At 72.6% G+C, this 24512-nt stretch carries 18 protein-coding genes and 1 riboswitch; of the genes, 11 read left to right on the top strand and 7 right to left on the bottom strand.

Annotated features, from left to right (window positions below; all coding sequences use genetic code 11):
* Positions 1-85 precede the first annotated feature (85 nt).
* Genes WJM95_RS18785 through WJM95_RS18770 form a run of 4 tightly spaced genes read left to right on the top strand, consistent with a single transcriptional unit; the run spans position 86 to position 3899 of the window.
* Positions 86-1843, top strand: a complete 1758-nt coding sequence (locus tag WJM95_RS18785; RefSeq protein WP_339130876.1) for a TraM recognition domain-containing protein — start codon at positions 86-88, stop codon at positions 1841-1843.
* The gene (locus tag WJM95_RS18780; RefSeq protein WP_339130875.1) at positions 1840-2292 is read left to right on the top strand and encodes a DUF4913 domain-containing protein; all 453 of its coding nucleotides are present in this window, start codon (positions 1840-1842) and stop codon (positions 2290-2292) included. The genes WJM95_RS18785 and WJM95_RS18780 overlap by 4 nt, the downstream gene beginning before the upstream one ends.
* Before the next feature lie 18 nt (positions 2293-2310).
* Positions 2311-2622: a hypothetical protein gene (locus tag WJM95_RS18775; protein WP_339130874.1), complete on the top strand. Its 312-nt coding sequence runs from the start codon at positions 2311-2313 to the stop codon at positions 2620-2622.
* Positions 2619-3899: a zeta toxin family protein gene (locus WJM95_RS18770; RefSeq protein ID WP_339130873.1), complete on the top strand. Its 1281-nt coding sequence runs from the start codon at positions 2619-2621 to the stop codon at positions 3897-3899. Before WJM95_RS18775 ends, WJM95_RS18770 begins: the two co-directional genes overlap by 4 nt.
* A 71-nt stretch (positions 3900-3970) precedes the next feature.
* Here WJM95_RS18770 and WJM95_RS18765 read toward each other — a convergent pair whose 3' ends face one another.
* Complete coding sequence (locus tag WJM95_RS18765) at positions 3971-4504, bottom strand: hypothetical protein (RefSeq protein ID WP_339130872.1); 534 nt, start codon at positions 4502-4504, stop codon at positions 3971-3973.
* 163 nt (positions 4505-4667) lie between these two features.
* On the opposite strand from WJM95_RS18765, the gene WJM95_RS18760 reads away from it, so the two are divergent.
* A complete protein-coding gene (locus WJM95_RS18760) occupies positions 4668-7211 on the top strand; it encodes a hypothetical protein (RefSeq protein ID WP_339130871.1) in 2544 nt (847 codons plus the stop codon).
* 651 nt (positions 7212-7862) lie between these two features.
* Positions 7863-8447 carry an NAD(P)H-dependent oxidoreductase gene (locus tag WJM95_RS18755; RefSeq protein WP_339130870.1) on the top strand — a complete coding sequence of 195 codons (585 nt, stop codon included), beginning with the start codon at positions 7863-7865 and terminating at the stop codon, positions 8445-8447.
* 9 nt (positions 8448-8456) lie between these two features.
* Here WJM95_RS18755 and WJM95_RS18750 read toward each other — a convergent pair whose 3' ends face one another.
* The 3 genes from WJM95_RS18750 to WJM95_RS18740 are packed head-to-tail and all read right to left on the bottom strand — an operon-like array spanning position 8457 to position 11855.
* Positions 8457-9368 (bottom strand): ABC transporter permease, encoded by a 912-nt coding sequence (locus tag WJM95_RS18750; protein WP_339130869.1) that lies wholly within the window; start codon positions 9366-9368, stop codon positions 8457-8459.
* The gene (locus WJM95_RS18745) at positions 9355-10548 is read right to left on the bottom strand and encodes an ATP-binding cassette domain-containing protein (protein WP_339130868.1); all 1194 of its coding nucleotides are present in this window, start codon (positions 10546-10548) and stop codon (positions 9355-9357) included. The genes WJM95_RS18750 and WJM95_RS18745 overlap by 14 nt, the downstream gene beginning before the upstream one ends.
* A gap of 32 nt (positions 10549-10580) precedes the next feature.
* A complete protein-coding gene (locus WJM95_RS18740) occupies positions 10581-11855 on the bottom strand; it encodes a DUF2092 domain-containing protein (RefSeq protein ID WP_339130867.1) in 1275 nt (424 codons plus the stop codon).
* Between the two features lie 345 nt (positions 11856-12200).
* Here WJM95_RS18740 and WJM95_RS18735 point away from each other — a divergent pair, with 345 nt between their 5' ends.
* Positions 12201-12794, top strand: coding sequence for a hypothetical protein (locus WJM95_RS18735; protein ID WP_339130866.1), 594 nt, complete (start codon positions 12201-12203; stop codon positions 12792-12794).
* A gap of 235 nt (positions 12795-13029) precedes the next feature.
* Here the strand turns inward: WJM95_RS18735 and WJM95_RS18730 are convergent, their stop codons facing one another.
* Positions 13030-14040, bottom strand: coding sequence for a polyprenyl synthetase family protein (locus tag WJM95_RS18730; RefSeq protein ID WP_328554042.1), 1011 nt, complete (start codon positions 14038-14040; stop codon positions 13030-13032).
* A 521-nt stretch (positions 14041-14561) separates the two neighbouring features.
* Here WJM95_RS18730 and WJM95_RS18725 point away from each other — a divergent pair.
* The gene (locus WJM95_RS18725; protein WP_339130865.1) at positions 14562-16556 is read left to right on the top strand and encodes a CocE/NonD family hydrolase; all 1995 of its coding nucleotides are present in this window, start codon (positions 14562-14564) and stop codon (positions 16554-16556) included.
* 863 nt (positions 16557-17419) lie between these two features.
* Positions 17420-17612: riboswitch (cyclic di-AMP (ydaO/yuaA leader) on the top strand.
* Positions 17613-17615: 3 nt separating this feature from the next.
* The gene (locus tag WJM95_RS18720) at positions 17616-18386 is read left to right on the top strand and encodes a LysM peptidoglycan-binding domain-containing protein (protein ID WP_339130864.1); all 771 of its coding nucleotides are present in this window, start codon (positions 17616-17618) and stop codon (positions 18384-18386) included.
* Between the two features lie 149 nt (positions 18387-18535).
* Here the strand turns inward: WJM95_RS18720 and WJM95_RS18715 are convergent, their stop codons facing one another.
* Complete coding sequence (locus WJM95_RS18715; RefSeq protein ID WP_339130863.1) at positions 18536-19345, bottom strand: HAD family hydrolase; 810 nt, start codon at positions 19343-19345, stop codon at positions 18536-18538.
* Positions 19346-19911: 566 nt separating this feature from the next.
* Between WJM95_RS18715 and fahA the strand changes: the two genes are divergently transcribed.
* Positions 19912-21141 carry a fumarylacetoacetase gene (gene fahA, locus WJM95_RS18710; RefSeq protein ID WP_339130862.1) on the top strand — a complete coding sequence of 410 codons (1230 nt, stop codon included), beginning with the start codon at positions 19912-19914 and terminating at the stop codon, positions 21139-21141.
* A 227-nt stretch (positions 21142-21368) separates the two neighbouring features.
* Here fahA and recQ read toward each other — a convergent pair whose 3' ends face one another.
* Positions 21369-23429 carry a DNA helicase RecQ gene (gene recQ / locus WJM95_RS18705; RefSeq protein ID WP_339135667.1) on the bottom strand — a complete coding sequence of 687 codons (2061 nt, stop codon included), beginning with the start codon at positions 23427-23429 and terminating at the stop codon, positions 21369-21371.
* A 290-nt stretch (positions 23430-23719) separates the two neighbouring features.
* On the opposite strand from recQ, the gene WJM95_RS18700 reads away from it, so the two are divergent.
* On the top strand, positions 23720-24463 hold the full coding sequence (locus tag WJM95_RS18700) for a hypothetical protein (protein WP_339130861.1): 744 nt from the start codon (positions 23720-23722) through the stop codon (positions 24461-24463).
* The last annotated feature ends 49 nt before the right edge of the window (positions 24464-24512 follow it).

Raw genomic sequence — 24512 nt, 5'->3', positions numbered from 1 at the left:
GGGGGCGGGGGGTCCGGGGGCACCACCCCGGGACGGGACGGGCAGGGGCGGCGGGGGCGAAAGAAATCCAACGGGGGGAGCAGAGATGAGCAGCACACGCAGGACGGGACCCGGAGCAGGGGAGGACCTCCTCCCCTGGATCGTGCCGGGGACCGCGTTCCTCGTCGGCACCGCGTTCTTCGGCGCCTGGCTGGGCGGAACCCTGGGCGCGGCGGTGACCGGCGCGGGCTGGCACCCGCCCCCCTTCGCCCTGTCCACCCTCTCGACCCTGGTGAAGGAGGGCCCCGGCCCCCTGTGGCCGACGGCGTCACCGACGGCGCTCACCGCGGGCATGGCCACCGTCTTCGGCACGGTCGTGGCGGTGATCACCGTCCTGACCGTGCTCGTACGACGCCCGCTGACCGCGCCCACCGGTCTCGCGGGCCGCAAGGAACTGGCCGCCCTGCTGCCCAAGGGCGCCGCCCGGCGGGCCCGTGAGCTCCGGCCGGGGCTGGCCAAGCAGGGAAAGGTCACCGCGGACGACACCGGGAACCTGATCGGCGACCTGGAACCCCGGGGCCCGGAACTGCGCTCCAGCTACGAGGACGTCGAGCTCGACCTGATGGCGCCCCGCGCGGGCAAGTCCACCGGCATCGCGGTCCCGCGCGTCCTGCGGGCCCGCGGCAGCGTGCTGCTGACCTCGAACAAGGCGGACGTGTACAGCGTGACCCGGGCGGAACGCGAACGGGTGGGCCGGGTCTGGACGTTCGACCCGCAGGGCATCGCCCACACCCCGCGCGGCCTGTGGTGGGACATGCTCGCGGAGGCGGCCACGATCGAGGGCGCCCGCCGGCTGGCCGGGCACTTCGTCGGCGCGGTCAACGACGACGCCTCCCGCCGCGACTTCTGGATCTCGGCCGCCCAGAACACGCTCACCGCCCTGTTCCACGCGGCCCAGCGCGGCGGCCGGCCCATCGGCGAGGTCCTCGCCTGGCTGGCCGACCCGGCCGACCGCACCCCCGTCGACCTGCTGCGCGACGCGGGCATGACGGCGCTCGCGGAGCAGCTGAACGGCACGGTGCAGGGCGCGGTGGAGACGCGGGACGGCATCTACGAGACCAGCCGCCAGTGCGTGGCCTGCCTCCTGGACCCGGGGATCGCCGCCTGGGTGACCCCGGATCCCGCGCTGCCCCAGTTCTTCCCCGACCGGCACGTCCTGTCCCGCGACACGCTCTATCTGCTCTCCAAGGACGGCGGCGGCTCGGCGGCCGGTGTCGTCGCCGCCGCCGCGGACTCCGTACTGCGTGCGGGAGTCGTCGCCGCCGAACGGATGGGCGGACGCCTCGAACCGCCGATGACGGCGGTGCTCGACGAGGCGGCGAACGTCTGCCGGATCTCCGATCTCCCCGACCTGTACTCGCACTTCGGCTCACGGGGCATCAACATCGTGACGCTGCTCCAGAGTTACCGGCAGGGCTCGCGGGTCTGGGGCGAGGCGGGCATGGACGCGCTCTGGTCGGCCGCGACCATCAAACTGCTCGGCGCGGGACTGGACGACGCCGACTTCGTGGAGAAGATCTCCCGGCTGGTCGGCGAGTACGAGGTGTCGACGGTCAGCTGGTCCAAGGGCAGGGAAGGACGGTCCCGGTCGACCTCGTACCGCCTGGAGCGCATCCTGCCCGCCGACCGCATCCGCGCCCTGCCCAAGGGCACCGCGCTGCTCCTGGCCACCGGCATCAGGCCCGCCCTGGTCCGGCTGCGCCCCTGGTACGCCGAACCGGGCGCCGACCGCGTCGCGAGCGCGGCGCAGGCCGAGGTGAAGGCCATCACCGCCCGCGCGACAGAGAGGATCACCAGCCGATGACGACCGTCGACTCCGGTCAGCAGCACTCCGACGCACCGCCGTTCATCCTCTGCCTCGACGGACCCGAGTACGCCGAGGAGATGAGCCGGCTGGCCGTCTGGGTGGGTGACCTGCTCCTGCCCGTCTACGGCCGGGAGGTCACCTCGCAGCAGCCCTGGTGCCCTCGCTGGTGGGAACACCCGGAGGCGGTCGCGAGGCTGCACGGGCTGTGGCTGGCCTGGCAGGAGCACACCGACCCGGCGGCGGGCGCGTCGGGGCCCGCCGTCTGGCACCGGGACCACCTCGGGGCCGTACTGTCCGAACTACGTTCGCCCAGTGGTCCGTTCGCGGGCTGCAAGGGCGACAGCCACCGCCCGAAGACACCACCCGCGGTCGAGTCGTACGAGGACGCCGTCGCCGCGTCCCGGCAAGGCCCCGACCCGGATCCGTACGAGACCAGTCTCTGGTGAAGGAGGAACACTCCGCCCATGAACGACACCCCCGCACCCGGCGCGTCCGCCGCCGGCTCGGCCCCCTCGCTCCGCGCCTACCTCGGCCTCTACGCGGCCGGATTCGTGGAACGTGAGCGGATGATCGCGACCGTCGCCGCCTGGCCCTTCGAGACCGAGGAGGCACGGGACGAGGGGCACCCCGAGCCCACCCACCAGGACAACACGCTGTCCGTGCTCGCCGCGGCACGGCTGCTCGGGCAGGTGACCCGCGAGGACGTGGAGGAGATCCAGCGCAGGATCGACGGCCGGCCGGACGGCCCGCCGGACGGGGCCGAGCGGCGGCCATGACCACGGGCGAGAGGCCGGAGGCGGGGCTCAGACCCGAATACCGCGCGCTGTACCGGGAGTTGCAGACCCGGATGTCACCCGGCGGCGACCTCGCCCCGGGCGGCGCCGACACGTTCGGACGGTTCAGGCGCGGCGCGCTGTGGACGCCGGACCGGGAGCGGATGCACTCCGCGATCCTGGAGGAGTTCACGGCGCGCTGCACGGGCATGCCCCGCGACGGCCATGCCGCTCTGCTCACCGCCGGGGCGCCGGGGGCCGGGAAGGGCGGCGCGCTGCGCGGGCTCGGCGAGTGGCAGGGGCGCGACGACGAACTGGGCCGGGCCCTGGAACGGGCACACGGCATCGACGTCCGCGACTACGTGGTCCTGGACCCCGACCAGTTCAAGGTCGCGATCTTCGAGCACGGCGGCTCGCCCCATCTGCCGCACCACGCAGGCGCGTTGTCCGACGGGCGACCGCTCGCGCCGTCCGAGACGGCTTCGCTCACGCACCGCGAGTCGGCCTTCCTCCAGGATGTCTTCGAGCAGTGGGCACGCGGCGAGGGCTACAACCTCCTCTACGACGCGACCCTGCGCGACCAACGCTGGAACGAGAAGCTCCTCGGCGATCTGCGCGCCGACGGCTACGACCGGCGCGTCCTGCTCTCGGTCGAGGTCCCCGTCGAGCAGTGCCTCGCGCAGAACGCGGCCCGCTGGCAGCACGGCCGCACCGAGTTCGACGCGGGCCGTGACCGGTACGGCGGGCGCATGGCCCCCGAGGTCATGATCGAGGACCTGTACGCGCGCAGCACCTCGGGGCGCGGGTTCTCCGTCGGCCGCGAGAACGCGGAGAAGCTGGTCGAAGGGGGACTGGCCACCGCGCTGATCACCTCGGAGCGGGGGGTGTTCCCCGGCGGCCGGGGAACGGGGGCGGCTCTGGGTGCGGCTCCGGGGGTGGCCCCTGTGTCGGGGCTTGGTGTGTCGGTCGGGGTGGGGTCGGGGGGCGGTGTGCCGGTTGGTGCGGTTCCAGGGGGCGGTGTCCCGGGCGGGGTGGCGCCGGGGGGTGGCGTGCCGGGCGGGGTGGTGTCGGGGGGTGGTGTGCCGGGCGCGGTGGTGCCGGGGGGTGGTGTGCCGGGCGGGTTTCGGGTGGGCGATGCCACTGTTCGGGTCGCCACCGCGGCCCGGCTGCGGTCCGGTGGCGGGAGCGCCGTCCCGGCGGCCGGGCGGACACCGGGCGCCGCGTCCCCGGCGGCCGCAGGCGTACCGCGCGTGGTCCCCCGGGCCCCGCGAACGCCGTGAGTGCGGGGAGCCCCGCGGGTGCGGGGAGCTCGGGAGCCGGGGTGGGGCTATGCCCCCGGCCGGGGGCCGACCTAGTCGAGGCTGTCGAGGATGCGGCGCTTGCGGGCGATGTTCTCGAGGAGCGCGGTCCGCTCGAAGCGGTGCGGGGTCCTGTCGTACATCGCGCGGCCGCGCTCCGAGGTGAACAGCTCCTCGGGGACGCGATCGGCGTCCCGCGGAAGGAACTTGAGGACTTCCTCGACCGCGGCGAGCGCGAACGCGGAGCCCTCGCGCTGCTCGTGGCGCCCGGCGGGCGGTGTGTGCAGCAGCCTCAGCCCGGTGTCCGTGGCCACCTGGTCGGCGACCCACAGGAACTCCCCGGGGTCAATGATCCGCGAGGGCTCGGATCCGCCGAACGCCGGTGGCGCGGGCGGGAGTTCGTCGGTGAGCCGGAACGCGAACGAGCGGGCGCGGCCGCACTGGGGGCAGACACCCTCGTACACCGCGACCAGGACACCGTCACGCTCGTCGAGACGGTGCTCGCGCTCGAAGCTCTCCACCCCGCACGCGCACGCGTGCAGGTCCATGTAGAGGTGTGCTTCCTGCGTCGAACGGGCGATCAGCATGCCGAGATCTTACGTGCCACGAGGCCGTTCAAGGGGGAAAGCGCCAGTGGAGCAGGAACCGCTCGACCGCGGGAACGCCGGCCGTTCCGACCGGCCCGAGGTCCGGAGGGACGCGCGTCCCGGCCCTTCCGGCCCGGGTGCGGGACCGCGCGCGGAGCCCGTCGTGATCACCGCGACCGACGTCGCGGGCAGCCGTTTCGTCTCGGGCACCGGCGCCGCGCCGGAGCCCGGCCGGCAGGCTGCCGTCGTCGCCCAGGCGGAGAGCACGCTGCCGATGGTGGTGCGGAGCCTGTACGGGCAGCGGCTCGGCTCCGTCGAGCTGCGGTCCGGTGCCGCGGGCGACCGCTTCTTCGCGCTCACCGACGACCGGGGCCGGAACCTCACCCTGCGGCTGGACGCCGTACCGCTCCCCTCGGGGACGGTCGCGCGGACCCACGTCAACACCACCTCCGACCAGCACGTCGTCCAGCTCTCCGACCGGATGGACCCGCGCCAGGTGGGCCGGGCGCTGAGCCACGAGGTCGGCGAACTGCTCGCGGTGCGGGACCGGGCCACCCGTGCCGCCGCCGGTGACCCCGAGGTCGCGGGCGTCGCCCCGAACCGCGGTGACCTGCTGTCCCGCGGCGGGCTCGGGAACGCGGAGCGGCGCCTTGGCCTCACCGAGGAGGACCTCGGCCGGATCGGCGAACTGAACCACCTGGCCGCCCTGATGAACGACGCCACCCTTGACGCCTCCCAACGCGCCGAAGCCAGAGGCGAGTTGTCGGCGCTCATCGATCACATGGGGTTGCGTCCGCAGGCTCCGGCCGATGCGGACCAGCGCGCGGCGGAGCTCCAGGCCGCCGAGGTCCGCCGTGACCTCGCCGACCCCCATCTGACGCCGATGGCGGTCGGCGCTCTGCGCGAACTGGCCGTCCCCGTCGAGCGGTTGGGCGCGGCCGATGCGGCCGAGCTGTACGCGTTCCGGTCGCGGGCCGAGCACGCCCGGCCTCTCGGCGCGTCCGTCGCGGCCCCGCCCCTGCCGGGGCTGCGGCCCGACGGTTCCCCCGTCCCCCGCGAGGAGCTCGCCGCCGCGGCGGCCCGCGCGGCCGACGAGCGCACCCGGGCCGGAGCCGCCACCCTGGACGAGCTGCGCGCGGAGATCGCGGCGACCGGCGAGTGGCCCACCCGTCAGGTCGTCGTCGGCGGCGGGGCCAGCCTCGTCGGACGCGACCCCGGAGCCCTGCTCGTCGACGCACGCGGCCGCTGGCATCTGGACCCGGGCGAGGGCATCGTCCAGTCCCCCGACCAGACGCGGGACATGCGGGCCAGCGGGCTCGGCGACGCCCACCAGTTCGCCGACCCGACCTCGCGGGTACCGCGCGACGCGGTCCGCCTGTGGGAGGACCAGCTCGCCGTGCGCGGACCGCTCGTCGACGGGACCGCAGCCCTGGTGCCGGGTCCTGACGGCCGTCTCTACGCCCACATCCGGCCCGCCGACGGCTCTCCCGAGCTCTATGTGAAGGTCGAGGGCACGCCGACCGTGGCCACCGGGCTGCCGCCGGAGATGGTGCCCGGCGTCGACCGCTGGGACGCGGTGAACCTGCCGGAGGCGCTCGACGCCGTACGGGGGCGGCTGCCCGCCGATTCACCGGCGCACGACCGGCTGACCGGGGAGGTCGGCGCGGAGCGGGCGCTCCAGGTGCTGCGGGAGGAAGGGGTCCTCGACACGCTGCGCTCGGACGGCGGGGCGCGGGCCGCGCTCCAGACGCTGGACGCGACCGCCCTGTGGGAGCGGGCGCGGGCCGCCGCGCCCGGGCGTGTCTTCATCGGGGACGAGATCGCCGAGGGCCGCTTCGACGCGCGTGCCGCGGGCGCGGCGGATGCCCCGAAGACGTGGCTGGTCGCGGGCGCCGGCGGTACGGGGGTGGCGAACGCCGAGATCATCCTGGAGGCCGACCCCGAGGCGCGGGTCACCGTCTACGGGCCGAACCTGCCTCCCGCGCTGGAGAACCAGGTGCAGTTCACGGCGCTGCGGGAGCGGTTCGTGAGCGAGTACGGCGGGGACGGCCGCCTCACCATCGACATCGCTCCCGGCAACCGGGTCGGTGCCGTGCGGATGTCCACCGGGCCGGACGGCAGGGCTCGGTTCCGGGAGGGGAGCGTGGAGGCGGAGGCGTATGTGGCGAGCCTCGGGCGGACCGCGCCGATGCCGGAGGCTCTCCGGGAGCTGAGCGAGCGGACGCGGGCCGGGGGTGGGCGGGTGCGGGGTGACTTGATGTTCGACCGGGACCGGCAGTACCTCGGGTACGGCGTGACGTTCGAGGCGGGGGGTGGGCAGCACCGGGTCGAGGTGACCGGTGCGGCGTCGCAGTTGCTGCCCCGGGACGTCTTTCCCCGGGACACCCAGGCCGCCCTGACCGCGATGGCCGTCCGGCAGGTGCCCTCCCAGAGCGGCAACGCGGCTCCGGGGTTCGCTCCCGTGGCGCAGCAGACGGCGTTGCTCGCGGAGGCTCGGGTGCGGGGGACGGTGGAGCGGCACGCGTCCGTTCCGGAGAGCTGGGGGAGGCCGGCGGTGGCGGGCGCGACGGCACCGGCCAATCCCGTGGCGAACGCGGCCCGACTTCAGTCCGGGCGCCGGTCCGCGCCTCCGGGCGGGGGCGTGCCGGGCGCTGCCGCTCCGGGGCCGGCTCCCCGGGTGCAGCGTCCTCCGCGTCCGGGGCGGTAGGCAGGTGGGTGGGTGGGTCGGGGCCGTGCCGGTGCATCAGCCCGTCGCCGTTGGGTGAGGAGTGACCGTCGGTGGCGACGGGCATCGATGTACCGGCACGGCCCCTCGCGCCCGGATCCCGGCTGCGGGTGCGGTGCGTCGTGGTGCCCGGTCCACCTTCCAGCCCCGGCCGCGGAAGGCTTCAGCCCCCGGCCGCGGAGGGCTTCAGCCCCCGGCCGCAGAAGGTCTCAGCCCCCAGCTGCGGAAGGTTTCAGCCCACGGGCCCGCGAATCGTCAGCCCCGGTCGCGGAAGATTCGGCCCCTGGCTGGCGAAACGTCAGCCCAGGCTGCCGCAACGTCGGCCCAGGCCGTGGCCATGTCAGCCCCGGCCGGCGAAGGTTTCAGCCCCTCCGGCGTTTGAGGAGCGGGGGCTGGGGCGGAGCCCCGGGGGTGGTCTCCCTCTCCCCACCCCTTTGGGTCCGGGGAGCGTTCAGCCCCTCCGGGGATTGAGGAGCGGGGGCCTGGGGGCGGAGCCCCGGGTTCGGGTTGGGTAGGGGCGGAGGGGGCGAGAGAAAGGAGCCGGCCCAGTTGGAGGAGGGTGGCCTGGACGTGTAGATGCGCGTGCATATATTGTGGGCGCGTGTAATCGGCCGCCGCCTCCCAGGGGGAACCATGACTCGCAGATTCCTGTTCGTGCTCGGCAGCAGCCGCCCCGGCGGCAACACCGAGACCCTGGCCCGCAGAGCGGCCGAACAACTCCCCGCGGACACGGAGCAGCGCTGGCTCTCCCTGACAGAACACCGGCTCCCCGACTTCGAGGACCTCCGCCGGGACAGCGAGCACGTACGCCCACCCGCCCCGAGCCCGGCGGCCACCCTGCTCGACGCCACCATCGCGGCCACCGACATCGTGATCGCCTCGCCGCTGTACTGGTACTCGGTGTCCGGACAGACCAAGCGCTACCTGGACCACTGGTCCGGCTGGCTCCGTACACCCGGCGTCGACTTCAAGGCCACCCTGGCCGGCCGCACCCTCTGGGGCGTCACCGCGCTCGCGCACGAGGAGCCCGAGGTCGCCGGCCCGCTGATCGGCACGCTGAACCACACCGCGGCGTACATGGGGATGCGCTTCGGCGGAGTCCTGCTCGGCAACGGCAGCAAGCCCGGCGACGTACTGAACGACACGGGCGCGCTGACCCGCGCGAAGACCTTCTTCGCCCAGGAGGCACCGCTCGCCCGTTTCCCGTACGAGCGGTGACGCGTCCGCTCAGGCGGTGATGTCCTTCGTCGTGAACCGCGCCCATGCGGCCGACCCGAACACGGCGACGTACAGGCCCTGGAGGCCCAGGTCGCGGACCAGGCCGTCCCAGTAGACGGGGTCGCGCATGAGGTCGGCGAAGGACAGCCAGTAGTGCGAGAAGAAGTACGGCTGGAGCGCGTGCAGTTGCGGGATCTGGTCGAGGATCTGGACGGTGATCAGGAGGCCGACCGTCGTCGCCATGGCCGCGATGCCGCTGTTGGTGAGCGTGGAGACGAACAGGCCGAGCGCGGCGACCCCCGTGAGCGACACGGCCACGACCAGGGCGATGAGCAGCGCCCTGCCGAGCCCCTCGGCGAAACCGATACGGGTCCCGGAGATCGTCGTCAGCTCACCCAGCGGGAACAGCAGGGCGCCCACCGCGAAGGCCGACACCGCCACCACCAGCGTCGCCACCAGGCAGAAGGTCATCGTCGTCGCGTACTTCGTGAGCAGCAGCCGGGTACGTCCCGCGGGCGCGACCAGGAGATAGCGCAGGGTGCCCGCGTTGGCCTCGCCCGCGATCGCGTCGCCCGCGATGACGCCGATGGCCATGGGCAGGAAGAACGGGAGCGTCGCGGCCAGCCCGGTGAAGACCAGGAACAGGCCGTTGTTGGTGATCTGCGCGATGAACGCGGGGCCCTGACCGCCGTCCCCGCCCGCCGACGAGCCGCCGTTCGTCTCGACCTTCACGGCGACACCGATGAGGATCGGCACGGCCGCGAGCACGCCGAGCAGCGCGATCGTCCGCCAGCGACGGAAGGTGGTGACGAGTTCGTCGCGGAAGAGCCCGAAGGTCCACAGCGGGCTCGGCCCACGGCGGGCTCCCGGTTGCGCGGCCGTCCGCGCGCCCCGCTCCGGCAGACTTTCAGCCCGCGACATCGAATCCCTCCCCGGTCAGTGCCACGAACGCGTCCTCCAGCGAGGCCCGTTCGACCCCGAAGCCGCGGACCCGCACGCCCGCCGTGACCAACGCGGCGTTCAGTTCGGCGAGTTCACGGTCGGGCGGCTCCGCGCTCACTCCCGTCTCGGTGACGACGAGATCCAGGACGCCCTGCTCCTTGAGGACCCGCGCCGCCTCCCCGGTGTCCGGGGTCGTCACCACCAGCCGGCCGCGCGCTCCGGCCGCGAGATCGGCCACCGGGCCCTGGACGACGAGCCGCCCCCGGGTCATCACGGCAGCGTGGGTGCAGACCTGCTCGATCTCGTCGAGCAGGTGCGAGGAGAGGAAGACCGTCGTGCCGTCGGAGGCCAGTTCCCTGACCAGCGAACGGATCTCCCGCATGCCCTGAGGGTCGAGGCCGTTGGTCGGCTCGTCCAGGACGAGCAGCCGGCGGGGCTGGAGCAGCGCCGCCGCGAGTCCCAGCCGCTGCTTCATGCCCAGGGAGTACGCCTTCGCCTTCTTCCCCGCCGCCGCGGCCAGTCCCACCCGGTCGAGCGCGGACTCGACGCGTGCCCTGCGGGTGCGGGGATCGGCGGTGGGGTCCGCGGAGTCGTACCGGATGAGGTTGTCCCGCCCGGAGAGGAAGCCGTACAGCGCGGGCCCCTCGATCAGGGCCCCGACGTGCGGGAGCACGGTGCGCGCGGACCGGGGCATGGGCCGCCCCAGGACGCTCGCCGTGCCCGAGGTCGGCTCGATCAGGCCCATCAGCATGCGGATGGTGGTGGTCTTGCCCGAGCCGTTCGGTCCGAGGAAACCGAAGACGCTGCCCGCCGGGACGGTGAGGTCCAGGCCGTCGACGGCGAGCTGTCCGCCGCGGTACCGCTTGGTCAGCCCGCGGGTCGCGATCACCGCGTCCCCGCCGGCGGCCACGGCACCGACGGCCCTCGGCCCCCGCGCGGGCCCGGCCGCCACGTCTCCCGGCCCTCGCGCGGGCCTGGCGACCGTATCCCCCGGCTCCCGCGCGGGCGCCACGTCTGCGGCTTCCGCCCACGCGGGTGCCACGTCTGCGGCTTCCGCCCACGCGGGTGCCACGTCGGCGGCTTCCGCCCGTACGGGCACCAGGTCAGCGGCTTCCGGCTCCCGCGCGGGGCCGGGTTCGTCGGCGGACAGCTCCTCCATGGGCTCCCTCGGTTCGCTTCTCCCGGCCGCGCCTAGTGGGCCGCGTTCGCGGCCTTCACCAGCGCGGCCTTGGTGACGGCACCGGCGTACACCTTGCCGTCGTCCGTGATCAGCGCGTTGATCAGTCGGGTCGAGTAGACCGTGCCCGAGCCGAACGAGCCGGTCACGTGGTCGCCGAGGGAGTTCAGGAAACCGTCGACGTTGCTGTTGCCGGTCGAACCGGACGCGCCCGAGGGCACACCCTTGCCCCCGGTGCCGAGGACGACGATCGAGTTCCAGCCCTTGCCGATCGTCTTCGGACCGCCGAGGCCGTCGGCGGCTCCCTCGTGACCCTTCGGCGCGCCCTTCTCCACGCGCTTGGGCTCGGCGCCCTTCGGGCTCTTGGACTCGTCGCCCTTCGCGCCCTTCAGCGTGTCGCCCTCGGTGACCTTCGCGCCCTTCGGCGGGGTGAAGGCGAACGTCGAAGCGGCCGGCCGGGAGAAGTCGACCCGGGTGAAGCCCGCGTCCACGACCGCCGCGCCACCGCTCGCCGGGGTCAGCGTGAACTTCAGCGGCAGCCCCGTCTTCGCGTCCACCGCGATGCTGATGGCGCCGACCGTCGTGCCGGACTGCCGGGGCTTGATGACCAGCTTGTAGGCGTCACGGCCCGCGACGTGCGCGGTGCCGTCGACCTTCACCGAGGTCGTGGAGTCGACGGACTTGAGCACCTCGTCGGCGAAGTCCTTGGGCGTGGCGGGAACGTCCCGCGGCGCCTTGTCCCCCGCCTTCTCGCCGGCCTTACCGGACTCGGCGGACGTCGAGTGGAAGACCTCGTTCGACTTGCTGTCGTATCCCCAGACGTCCTTGCCGTTGTGGATGACGCTGTACTCGGCGGCGCTGTCCAGCAGGGAGACCTTGCCCCGGTCCGGTCCGTCGGCCGCCACGCGCAGCGTGTGCGTGCCCGCGGCGAGTTCGAGGAGCTTGGACTGCGGGTCGGCGGACGAGCCGTCGTGGCCCTTGGCCGCGCCGGACAGCAGGCCGCTCTCCAGACCGCCCAGGTCGGGCAGCCCCAAGTCGGTGGTGATCTTGACCGTGCCGGACAGCTGCTGGACGTCCGACTTGGCGATCTTCTCGATGAGTTGCTGCGCGGTGACCTTCGGAAGGTTCGGGTCTCCGGAGTCGGCGAGCGCCGGGACGAGTCCGATCGTCGCCGCCGCCACCCCCACCACCGCGACCGGAACGACGTACCGCGCGGCCTTGCGTCGCCCGTCGAGCGTGTCGTCGGCCTCCGCGGCCCTCGCGCTGTCGTCGGATTCGTACGGTGCCATGTGTGCCTTACCTCCGTCGTCGGCGGCGGCCCTGCCCTCGTTCCGTGCTCCACCCCTAAGCCGCCATTCTCACCCGGACCGGTGAGGAGTGGTGTTCTCCATCTGACCAAATACGGCGGAAGAACGCGTCAACCCGCGGGCTCAACTCCGCGTAGTCCTGCGGTATGACGCGAGGGGCCGGTACCTCCCCGCGACCCGTAGGGGTAGCCCCTCTCCTCGCCCGCGTCACCCGGAAGCCATCGAATACCTCGGTCATTCGAGTAAAAAATGGTGCGAATCCGTACTTACGGGTGGCAGCGATCGGATCGCACAGCTCTCCAGGGATCGAAGGATCGAGGGATCGCCATGTTCGCCATCAGGCACGTCACGGGATACGCCGCCATGGGCGCCGCCGCCCTGGCGCTCACGCTCGCCGGATGCGGAAGCGGGGGCGGGGGAGGCGGCAGCAGCAGTAGCAGCGGGGCCAGTACTCCGCAGAGCAGCGGTACGGCGCAGAACGCGGCCAAGGGATCGGCCACGTCGATGCTGACCACCGCCAAGGTCGCGAAACTGGGCACGGTCGTGACCGACGGCAAGGGCTTCGTCCTGTACCGCTTCGACGCGGACTCGGCGAACCCGACCAAGGTCAGCTGTTACAGCACCTGCGCCGCGCTCTGGCCGGCGGCCACGACCACGTCCAACGGCTCGGTGACCACGAAGGGCATCGACAAGAGCCTGGTCTCCACGGTGAAGCGCAACGACGGCAGCACCCAGATCACCCTCGCCGGCTGGCCGCTCTACCGGTACGCCAAGGACGACGCACCGAAGGAGCCGTACGGCCAGGGAGTGGACGGAACCTGGTGGGCCGTCACCCCCAGCGGAGCGAAGATCACCACACCCGCCTCGGAGTCGTCGGCACCGTCGCCTTCCAGCACGAACACGGGCGGCGGCGGGTACTGACAACGACCCCGGCCTCCGTGAGCACGCGAGGCGACGAATACGGACAGCGGCGCCGGCCTCCGCGAGCACGGAAGGCGGCGGAGACTGCACCGACGAACACGCGCGGCTCGGAGACGGGCGTCGGCAGCTCTCGGGCCGCCCCGGAGACCGCGTCGGCAGCTCTCGGGCCGCCCCGGAGACCGGCGCCGGTGGCTCGCGCCGGCCCCGTGGGCGTGGTGATCCTCCGGTCGGCCTCTCAGCCGGCCCGGTGCACCACCGCGTCCACCAGCTCGACCAGCGCGGCCTTCGCGTCGCACTCGCGCAGCGGGGCCAGCGCGGCCCGCGCCTCCTCCGCGTACCGGACGGTGTCCCGGCGCGCCTGCTCCAGCGCGGGGTGTTCCCGCAGCCGGGCCAGAGCCTCCGCGTGCCGCGCGTCGTCCGTCAGGTCGGAGTCGAGCAGCTCGCACAGCGCGATGTCCTCGGCGAGGCCCAGGCGCTCCGCGCGCTCGCGCAGCCGCAGGACCGGCAGCGTGGCGATGCCCTCACGCAGGTCCGTCCCCGGCGTCTTGCCGGACTCGTGCGAGTCGGACGCGATGTCGAGAACGTCGTCCGCGAGCTGGAAGGCGACGCCCAGCCGCTCGCCGTACTGCGTGAGCACGTCCACGACCGTCTCGTCGGCGCCCGACATCATCGCGCCGAACCGGCACGCGACCGCGACCAGCGATCCGGTCTTGCCGCCGAGCACGTCGAGGTAGTGGTCGACCGGGTCGCGGCCGTCGCGCGGCCCCGCGGTCTCCAGGATCTGTCCGGTCACCAGGCGCTCGAACGCCTCGGCCTGGATCCGGACGGCCTCGGGCCCGAGGTCGGCCAGGATGTAGGAGGCGCGGGCGAACAGGAAGTCGCCGGTCAGCACGGCCAGCGAGTTGCCCCAGCGCACGTTGGCGCTGTCCACTCCGCGCCGGACCTCGGCCTCGTCCATGACGTCGTCGTGGTACAGCGTGGCGAGATGGGTCAGCTCGACGACCACGGCCGAGGGCACGACACCCGGCGCGTAGGGGTCACCGAACTGGGCGGCGAGCATCACGAGCAGCGGCCTGAACCGCTTCCCGCCGGCCCGCACGAGGTGCTGGGCGGCTTCCGTGATGAACGGGACCTCGCTCTTGGTGGCTTCGAGCAAACCCTCCTCGACAGCCGCCAATCCGGCCTGGACATCGGCTTCGAGAGCCTGGTCCCGCACGCTCAGCCCGAACGGCCCGACGACGGTCACGAGAGGTTCTCCTGTCTGCTGACGATCACATGGCGAACTCGGTCGATCATTCGGTCGATGACACGGTTTGTCGATGTGTCGCTGCCATCACTCAAGTCAGCGTATCCGGTCACGTTTCGATCACCGCGAGCGCCCACCGTCCCCCGGCCCACTTCGCTCCGCCAGGAGGTATGCGGGAGTACACCCGGAAGGCATACGGGAAGCACCTGCGTGCCCCAACGGCGGGTACCCCGGTTCACGGGCGCCACCCGATCATGGACGGTATGTTCATGATCGGATGATGTGAACCGACATGCGATGACATGCGCAGAAGTACCCGGAAGGGGTGACCGTGTCCCACGGCCGTGCCCGCTCCCGCGTACGGCCGGGATCCGACGGTTCTCCCCGCGCGCGACCGGGACCCGACGACCCGTCCCACACCCGACCGGGACCCGACGGCCCGTCCCCCGCACGGCCGGGACCCGACGGTTCCGTTCCCGGGCCGTGCCGCACGAGGCATTCCGTCCACCGAGGTGACGCTCATGCACATCCGTACGTCCTTCCCCTACGAGACCACTCATGAGGACGCCCTCGTCCCTCTCCCGGACGGCACCCGCCTGTACGCCCGGATCTGGCGGCCGCTGACCGGGGAACCCGTACCGGCGCTCCTCGAGTACCTCCCGTACCGCCTGACCGACTGGACGGCCCCGCGCGACCAGCAGCGCCATCCCTGGTACGCCGGGCACGGCTACGCCTCCGTGCGCGTGGACGCGCGCGGCCACGGGAACTCGGAGGGCGTGCCGGGCGACGAGCACGCGGAGACCGACACGGACGACGGGGTGGAGGTGGTCTCCTGGCTGGCCGCCCGGCCCTGGTGCACGGGCCGGGTCGGCATGTTCGGGATCGCGTGGGGCGGTCTCCACTCCCTTCGCGTCGCGGCCCGCGCGCCCGCGCCGCTCAAGGCGGTCGTCACGGTCTGCCCGAGCGACGACCTCCCTGACAACGACGCCCACCACGCCGGAGGTTCCGTTCCCGCCGTCGGCACATACGCCCGGTCGGCCGCCCGGCTCGCCTTCGCCGCCCGCCCGCCGGACCCCGCGCACGTGGGCGAGGGGATGTGGCGGGACATGTGGGAGAAGCGACTGGCGGCGGCCGCGCCCTCCACGCACACCCGGCCGGAGCACAGGACCGACGACCCGTACGGCCCTCACGGCACCCGCGAGGAGTACGGGACCGTCCGCGCGGCGGTCCTCGCGGTCGGCGGCTGGCACGACCCGCACCGCGACACGGTGCTGCGCCTGGTGCGGAACCTTCCCCCGGATCGCGTACGGGGTCTCATCGGCCCCTGGTCCCGCCAGTACCCGGACCGCGACCTGCCGCCCGGGCCGGCGATCGGCTTCCTCCAGGAGACGCTGCGCTGGTGGGACCACTGGCTCAAGGACAAGGAGACGGACCCGCTCTCCGTGCCCCTGCTCCGCTCGTACGTGATGGACGCGCATCCTCCGGCGACCGTGTACCCGCGCATCCCCGGCCACTGGGTGGGCGAGCCTGCCTGGCCCTCACCCTCGGTGACCCCGGTCGCGTACGCGCTCCAGGGAACCCCGGTGCCGGTGCGGTCCCCACAGCACACGGGGGTCGACGCGGGCCGCCCCTTCCCCTTCGGCGACGACGCCGGCCTGCCGCCCGACCAGCGGGAGGAGGACGCCCGGTCGGCCTGTTTCGAGTTCGAGGTGACGGAGGAGACCTGGGTGCTGGGCCGCCCCCGGGTCAATCTGCGGCTGACGTCCGCGGTGCCCAGGGGCCAGGTGATCGCCCGGCTGTGCGACGTGGCGCCGGACGGAGCGTCCACGCTCGTCACCCGGGGCGCCCTGAACCTGTCGGCGCGCCGGGGTCCCGGCCGGACGGTTCCCTGGACTCCGGGCAGCACGGAACACGTGGTGTTCGACCTGAACGCCATCGGCTACGCCTTCCCGGCGGGCCACCGCATCCGGCTGGGCGTGTCCTCCGCGTACTGGCCCTGGATCTGGCCCGAGCCGGGCTCGGAGGCCGGTTTCACCCTGGAGCCGATCGGCAGCGTCCTCGAACTCCCCGTACGGACACGGGAGTCGGACCCGTCGATCACCTTCGGCGAACCCGAGGAGTCCGAGCCCCTCGGGGTGACCGTCTCCGCGACCCTGGACGAGCCCCCGCCGCAGCGACTGGTGCTGCGGGACGTGGCCGCGGAGACCTGGCGTCTGGAGGTGGCCTCGGGCCAGGGCGGCACCCGTGTCCATCCCGACGGCCTCGAATGCACGGAGGAGGGGCGGGAGACGTACACGATCGAGACGTCGGACCCGCTGTCCGCGCGCGCCCGCTCGACCTGGTCGATCCGGCTGCACCGCCCGGACCTGCCCTGGGACGCCCGCGTCGAGACGACCTCCACCACGACCTGCGACGCGCGGGACTTCGTCACGACCGACGAACTCGTCTGCAAGGACGGCGACGAGGTCGTCTTCCACCGGACCTGGGAGAAGAGAACCCCGCGCACCTCGGGCTGACAGGGCTCAGGGGGTGCGGGGGCTCAGAGGGTGCGGGGGCCGGGGGGTGCGGGGGCCAGGGGGGCGGGGGCCAGGGGGGCCGGGGGCTTGCGAGGCAGAGAGCTTTGCGGCCCAGCAGGCTCGCGGGGCAGAGACCTTTGCGGCCAAGGGGGCTTGCGGGGGTGCGGGTTACGCGCAGGGCGGCCGCTGGCGGCGCGGGACGCTTCCCTGGGCGGAAGGCCTGCCTGGGCGGAAGGCCTGCCTGGGCGGGACGCTGCGAGGCAGAGCGCTTGCGAGGTAGGGGGCTTGCCTCGGCTCAGGAGGCTTGCGAGGCAGGGGCTCGCCGCGGCTCAGGAGGCTTGCGGGGCAGGGGAGTTCACCGGGTCGGGCCACGCCCCGACCCGCGCCCGCCTCGCCTGCGCCCCCGCCCGCAGGCCGGGGCACCGAACGCCGAACCCCGTTGCCGCGCGCGGCACTTCACCTCGCGTCCGCCCGGGCCCGGCCGGCTCCCGACCGGTGACCCCACCCACCCCTCGCGGAGGCGGCCCCGCCCGCCCCGACGTGGTCCACGCCACAATTCCCGCCCCACCAGGGGACGCTCGGCGCGCTCGGGAGGTCCCGGTGACGCCCTTAAACGCGAGCGTGATGCCCGAATTGCCCCTCGTGCCGCGTTAACGCCCTTTGGTCTCGTGAGTTGAGTCACCGGCGAGCCGGGCTCCCGCCCCGAGGCCCGCTCGACCCAACCCCTTTGCCATAGGCAAGTTGAGGATCCAATTCCGGTACAAACGGACTTTTTACCCCGCCCTTAACCAGGAGAAAGCGATCTTCGCGGTCAAATCTCGTCTTGTTTCGGACATGTGCTCTCGCATACGTTCTGGTCGACCCCGGGCGGATCGCCGAATCCTGCCGCCGCCCGGCAACCCATCGACCCACGCACGGCAGGAGCGGGGGAACCACAGGTAAGCCGCCGATCCGGACATACCGGACCGGCTTGGGGTGAAGCCGCGCCCACAGCGCGGCCGGGCATCTCCCGCCCGAACCCGACAGCTCACCTCGCAGGCGTCGGAGAGGAAATTCGTCATGCCCGTACGAGGCAAGCACCGCAGCAAGAAGTCCAACGTCATCACCCGGGGCATGCTCGCCGCCGGCACGGGCGGCATCGCCCTCGCCCTCCCGCTCGTGAGCGCCACCGGCGCCAGCGCCGCCACCCCGGCGCAGGCCCCCCAGATCGCGAAGACGGCCCACACCGCGGTGGTCCCCAACGTGCAGCTCGTCACCTACAAGGTCGTCGCCGGCGACACCCTGTCCAAGGTGGCGCAGAAGTACCCCAAGAGCGGTGGCTGGAAGAAGCTGTACGCGGCGAACCGCGCGGTCATCGGCGACAACCCCGCCCTGATCCGCCCGGGCCTGAAGCTGACCGTCGGCACGAAGTCGCTGGGGTCGACGACCGTCCGCACCACGGCGAACGCGACCGCCGCCGTGGCCAAGACCACGACCGCCACGGTCACCCAGGCCTCCGCCAAGACGTACGCCAACAACCTCGATGGCTGGATCAAGGAATCCCTCGACGTCATGGCCAAGGCGGGCATCCCCGGCAGCTACGACGGCATCCACCGCAACGTGATGCGCGAGTCCTCCGGCAACCCCAACGCCATCAACAACTGGGACTCCAACGCCGCCGCAGGCATCCCCTCCAAGGGTCTGCTCCAGGTCATCGACCCGACCTTCCAGGCGTACCACGTCGCCGGCACGTCGATGAACATCTACGACCCGGTCGCGAACATCACCGCCGCCTGCAACTACGCGGCCAAGACCTACGGCTCCATCGACAACGTCAACGGCGCCTACTGATCCACCCCGACACCTCGTTCTTCCCCCGCACCCGCCGACGGCTCCTTCTGGGACCGTCGGCGGGTGCGGGTGCAGATACGGGTGCTTCGCGGGCGGGTGCGCCTCCGCCGGCAGGCGCACCGGTTCGGCCGGCGAGCGCACCGGCGCCGTCAGAAGCCGAAGACGCGCTCCAGCACCACCGCGATCCCGTCGTCCTCGTTCGACAGCGTGATCTCGTCGGCCACCGACTTCAGTTCCGGATGCGCGTTGGCCATCGCCACACCGCGGGCCGCCCAGTCGAACATCGGAATGTCGTTGGGCATGTCCCCGAAGGCGAGCGTCGCGGACGGGCTGAGTCCGAGATGCGCCGCGGCGAGAGCGAGACCCGTCGCCTTGGTCACCCCGCATGGCTGGAGTTCGACGGTACCGGGCCCCGACATGGTCACCGTCGCCAGCGAACCGACCACTCCCCGTGCCGCTGACGCCAACTCGTCGTCGGACAAGGACGGGTGACGGAGCAACACCTTGCTGATCGGCTCCGCCCAGAGGTCGTCCCGCCGTGGCACCCGCACCGCCGGCAGCGTCGGATGCGGCATGACATAGCCCGGCTCGATGAGCGTCAGACCGTCCACGCCGTCCTGGTCGACCGCCGCGTACAGCATCCCGACCTCCGCCTCGATCTTGCCGAGCGCCGTCTCCGCCAGCTCTCTCTCCAGCGTCACCGACCACAGCATGCGGTCCGTGGCGGCGTCGTAGAGCTGCGCCCCCTGCCCGCACACCGCCAGTCCCTCACCGCCGAGTTCGTCGAGAAACGGTCGCACGCGCGGTGCGGGTCGGCCCGTGACCACGAGATGCCGGGCACCTGCCCGGGTCACCTTCGCCAACGCGGCGCGTGACCGGTCGGAGAGTGTGTCGTCGCCGCGCAGCAGCGTTCCGTCCAGGTCAGTGGCGATGAGTGAATATGCAGTCGGAGCGGCCATGATCCGAAGAATACGGATCCCACGACTCATCGGCCCGGCGTGAACCGGACGACGTCCGGTATCCCGTCTGCAACGCCGTTCACCGTACGGCGGTAAGCGCGTTGCGACCGATTCGGATCACCCAGGCTCCGCTTCCGCCCACACCGACTTTCCCGAACACGACCGACCACAACACCCCAACACCCCCTGGACGCAGGGCAACCAGTGTCCTCACCTCCTCAACGCGCCTGCGCGACAGCCGAATTAGCGATCCGGAGAACGCCGCCGAAGCCTCCCGAGGAGGCCCGGCGAAGTGCGCCGAAGCCCGGGCGAAGCCCTCACCGGGACACCCCGCGAAAACCTGTCACGGTGGTCCCCAGGGGTGTTCAGGGGTGTGCCCCACGGGGAGCCACGAGCCACGCCGAGCCGGAATCTCCGTGCCCGACACGGCCAATTCGGACATTGCCAACCCTTTAGGCCCTGCCACAGCGGGGCCCCTCCCCCGTAACGTGTGCCCCGACCACATGAAACGCGTGGAACGCATGGCTCACATGGCGAGTACGAATCCGAAAGCGAGGCACCAACCGATGCCCCCCTTCGATGTCCCCGAGGGCGATCCCTTCGGCCCGCACAACCTGCCGTACGGCGTGTTCTCCCTGACCGACCCGGCCGGCGACCCCGAGCGACGCGTCGGCGTACGACTCGGCGACCACGTGCTCGACGCGGGCGCCGCCGCCCGCTCGCTCGGCTCCCCCTACGCCGGGCTGCTCGCACAGCCGAGTCTGGATCCGCTGCTCGCCGCGGGCCGCACCGCGTGGTCCGACGTCCGGCGCGCGCTGACGGCCTGGGTGACCGTCCCGGCCCACCGGGAGACCCTCGCTCCCCACTTCCACCCGCTGTCCGACGTGACCATGCACCTCCCGTTCACCGTCGCCGACTACGTCGACTTCTACGCCTCCGAGAACCACGCCCGGAACGTCGGCCAGATCTTCCGCCCGGACGCCGCCGACTCCCTCACGCCCAACTGGAAGCATCTGCCGATCGGTTACCACGGCCGATCGGGCACGGTCGTGGTGTCCGGCACGGATGTCGTCCGTCCTTCGGGCCAGCGCAAGGCCCCCGCGGACGCCGCCCCGGTCTTCGGCCCCTCCGTCCGTCTGGACATCGAGGCGGAGGTCGGCTTCGTCGTCGGCACCCCCTCGCAGCAGGGCCGGCCGGTGCCTCTCGGCGACTACCGCGACCACGTCTTCGGCCTCTGCCTGCTCAACGACTGGTCGGCCCGTGATGTCCAGGCCTGGGAGTACGTCCCGCTGGGCCCCTTCCTCGGCAAGTCCTTCGCCACCTCCGTGTCGGCGTGGATCACCCCGCTGGACGCCCTGGACGACGCCCTCGTGGCCCCGCCCGTCCGCACGCACCCCCTCCTCCCCTATCTCGACGACGCCACCGAGGAGCCGGGTGGCTACGACCTCCGGATCTCCGTGGCCATCAACGGCCACGTCGTCTCCGAGCCCCCCTTCTCGACCATGTACTGGACGGCCGCCCAGCAGCTGACCCACATGACGGTCAACGGCGCCTCCCTGCGCACCGGTGACCTCTACGGCTCCGGGACCGTCAGCGGCCCCACCGAGGGCGAGCGCGGCTCCCTGCTCGAACTCACCTGGAACGGGCGCGACGCACTCGAACTCCCCGACGGCAAGCGCACGTTCCTCGAGGACGGCGACGAGGTCACCCTGACGGCCTGGGCTCCGGGACCGGGCGGGACCCGGGTGGGCCTCGGCGAGGTCCGGGGCCGCATCACGCCGGCCGTCTCCCTGTAAGGGACCCGGGAGCCGCCCCGCAGGGGGAACGAGGTCCGTGTCACGGTGGCCAGAGCCCTGGCCACCGTGCCCCACGGAGCCCGGAGGGACCGGCAGGGCCGACGGAGCCCGGAGCGGCATCCGGGGCCGACGGAGCCCGGAGAAGACCTGCGGAGCCGACGGTGCCCGGAGGGACGTGCGGAGGCTCGCCTCCGCCCCGCGCCTGCCCGCACCCCTGCCGCGAACCGCTACATCCAGTCCTCGGGCGGCTCCTGGTCCAGCTCGGGCCAGTCCGGGTCCGGTCCCGCGGCGGGCACCGGAGCCGGTACGGCCGCGGGTCTTCCGGCGGTCGGAACGGCCCGAGTGGCCGGAGCGGTCGGAGCCGGCGGAGTCGCCGGAGCGGTCGGAGTGGCCGCGGGCGGGCCGTCGGCCAGTGAGGCCAGCACCGCGACGACGCCCTCTCCGTACGTGGCCAGCTTCTTCTCGCCCACCCCGCTGATCCCGCCCAGGTCCTTTACGGAGGTGGGCCACACCGTGGCGATCTCCCGCAGCGTGGCGTCATGGAAGATGACGTACGCCGGGACGCCCTGTTCCCGGGCCTGATCGCCGCGCCAGGCCCGCAGCGCCTCGAACGCGGGAACGAGCTCGGCGGGCAGCTCGGCCGCGGCCGACTTGGCCTTGCGCTCGCCCTTGGACCCCGACGACCTGGACGTGGCCGGCTTCGGCGCCTCCTTGCGCAGGGGCACGTCGCGCTCACGCCGCAGCACGGTCCCACTGGCCTCGGTGAGCACCAGCGTCCCGTACTCGCCCTCGACCGCGATCAGCCCCTGGGCCAGCAGCTGCCGTACGACACCGCGCCATTCGGACTCCGCCAGCTCCTCGCCGATACCGAAGACGGACAGCTGGTCGTGGTCGAACTGGATCACCTTGGCGGTCTTCCGCCCCAGCAGGATGTCGACGATCTGGCCCGCGCCGAACTTCTGCCCCCGCTCGCGCTGGAGGCGTACCACCGTGGACAGCAGCTTCTGCGCCGCGACCGTGCCGTCCCAGGTCTCCGGCGGTGTCAGACAGGTGTCGCAGTTGCCGCAGGCCGGGGTGTCGGGGTCCTGGCCGAAGTAGGCCAGGAGCTGGGAGCGCCGGCACTGGGCCGTCTCGCACAGGGCGAGCATCGAGTCCAGATGGCTGGCGGCCCGGCGTCTGAACGCCTCGTCGCCCTCCGAGCCCTGGATCATCTTGCGCTGCTGGACCACGTCCTGAAGGCCGTACGCCATCCAGGCCGTGGAGGGGAGTCCGTCACGGCCGGCGCGGCCCGTCTCCTGGTAGTAGCCCTCGACCGACTTCGGCAGGTCCAGGTGGGCGACGAACCGCACGTCCGGCTTGTCGATGCCCATGCCGAAGGCGATCGTGGCGACCACCACGAGGCCCTCCTCGCGCAGGAAGCGGGACTGGTGCGTGGCACGGGTGCCCGAGTCCAGGCCCGCGTGGTACGGCACCGCCTCGACGCCGTTGCGGGAGAGGAACTCCGCCGTCTTCTCCACGGAGTTGCGCGAGAGGCAGTAGACGATCCCGGCGTCGCCCGTGTGCTCCTCGCGCAGGAAGGACAGCAGCTGCTTCTTCGGGTCGGCCTTGGGAACGATCCGGTACTGGATGTTGGGGCGGTCGAAGCTCGCCTCGAAGTGGCGGGCCGCGGGCATGCCGAGGCGCTGGGTGATCTCCTTGTGCGTCGCACGGGTCGCGGTGGCGGTGAGCGCGATGCGCGGGACGTCCGGCCAGCGTTCACCGAGCAGGGAGAGCGCCAGATAGTCGGGACGGAAGTCGTGGCCCCACTGGGCCACACAGTGCGCCTCGTCGATCGCGAAGACCGAGATCTTCCCGCGGGACAGCAGGTCCAGCGTGCTGTCGAGGCGCAGCCGCTCGGGGGCGAGATACAGCAGGTCGAGTTCTCCGGACAGGAACTCCGCCTCGACCACGCGCCGCTCGTCGAAGTCCTGGGTGGAGTTCATGAACCCGGCGCGCACGCCCAGCGCCCGCAGCGCGTCCACCTGGTCCTGCATGAGCGCGATGAGCGGGGAGACGACCACGCCCGTACCTGGTCTGACCAGGGAAGGAATCTGATAGCAGAGGGACTTCCCGCCACCGGTCGGCATCAGGACGACGGCGTCGCCGCCCGCCACCACATGCTCGACGATCGCTTCCTGTTCGCCGCGGAAGGCGTCGTACCCGAAGACCCGGTGGAGGGTGGCCCGTGCCTCGCTCTCGCCCGGCTTCTCCGTCGCGTCCGCTCCGGTCATCACACCCGTCCCGCCCATCGTTCCGTCCCCCGTACGCCGCATCTCGACCACTGCGTCCACGATAGGGGTCCGCGCCGACAGTCCGAGAGTTGTCCACAGGCTGCGACCGACCGGCTTCCCCGCGTACCGGCGCCCGTCGCGTCTCACTCCCCCGCGCGGCGCGCCCCGGCCGGGTTCAACCCGTTGGCCCCGCCCGCATGGCGGCGCCTCGGAGCCGAGGGCCATGCTGCTCGGGCGGGAGGAGGGGGCCCGCAGCCGACGGACCCGTGCAGTCCGTACGCCTCTCTCGTGTCTCTAGGAGTCATCGCATGTCCCAGCGTCCCCTCAGGACCGCCATCACCCTCATGACAGCCGCCGCGGCCTCGCTCGCCCTGTCCGCGGCTCCGGCCCCGGCCGCGAACCGCCCGGTCGACCCGAAGGCCATGCGGGACCTGGTCACCGCGTACGTGGCCAGCGTCAAGTACCTCGACGAGAAGGTCGCCCTGGCCGACGGATACGTCCCGCACCAGTGCTCCTCGGATCCCGCGGGGCACGGCAGCATGGGCTACCACTACTTCAACGAGTCCCGCTACGGCTCGCTGGATCCGGCGAAGCCCTCGGCCCTCCTCTTCGAGGACGGCAAGGACGGAAAGCGCAAGCTCGCCGGGGTCGAGTGGATCGTCCTGGACTCCGACCAGAACATGAAGACCACCAAGGACCGGCCGTCGATGTTCGGCGGCCAGAAGTTCGACGGCCCGATGCCGGGCCACTACCCCGGTATGCCGATCCACTACGACCTGCACGTCTGGCTGTGGAAGCAGAATCCCAACGGGCTGTTCGACCGCTGGAACCCCAGGGTGAAGTGTCCGGCGGCCCCGGCCCACACCGGCAAGGCGGACATGGGGCACACGAGCTCGTCCGGGACGGCCCACACCGGCTCGTCTTCCACGGCTCACACCGGCTCGTCGTCCACGGCCCACACCGGTTCGTCGTCGGCCGCGCACAAGGGGTCGTCCTCCACCGCGCACACCGGTTCCATGGGTACCGCCCACACCGGGCACACCGGGCACTGAGAACGGCCCGGGCCCCGCTCCCCCCGAGGGAGCGGGGCCCGGGCCGCGG

The sequence above is a fragment of the Streptomyces sp. f51 genome (assembly GCF_037940415.1).
In the GTDB taxonomy this organism is placed as follows: Bacteria; Actinomycetota; Actinomycetes; order Streptomycetales; family Streptomycetaceae; genus Streptomyces.
This window is presented reverse-complemented; position numbering and strand designations above follow the sequence as displayed.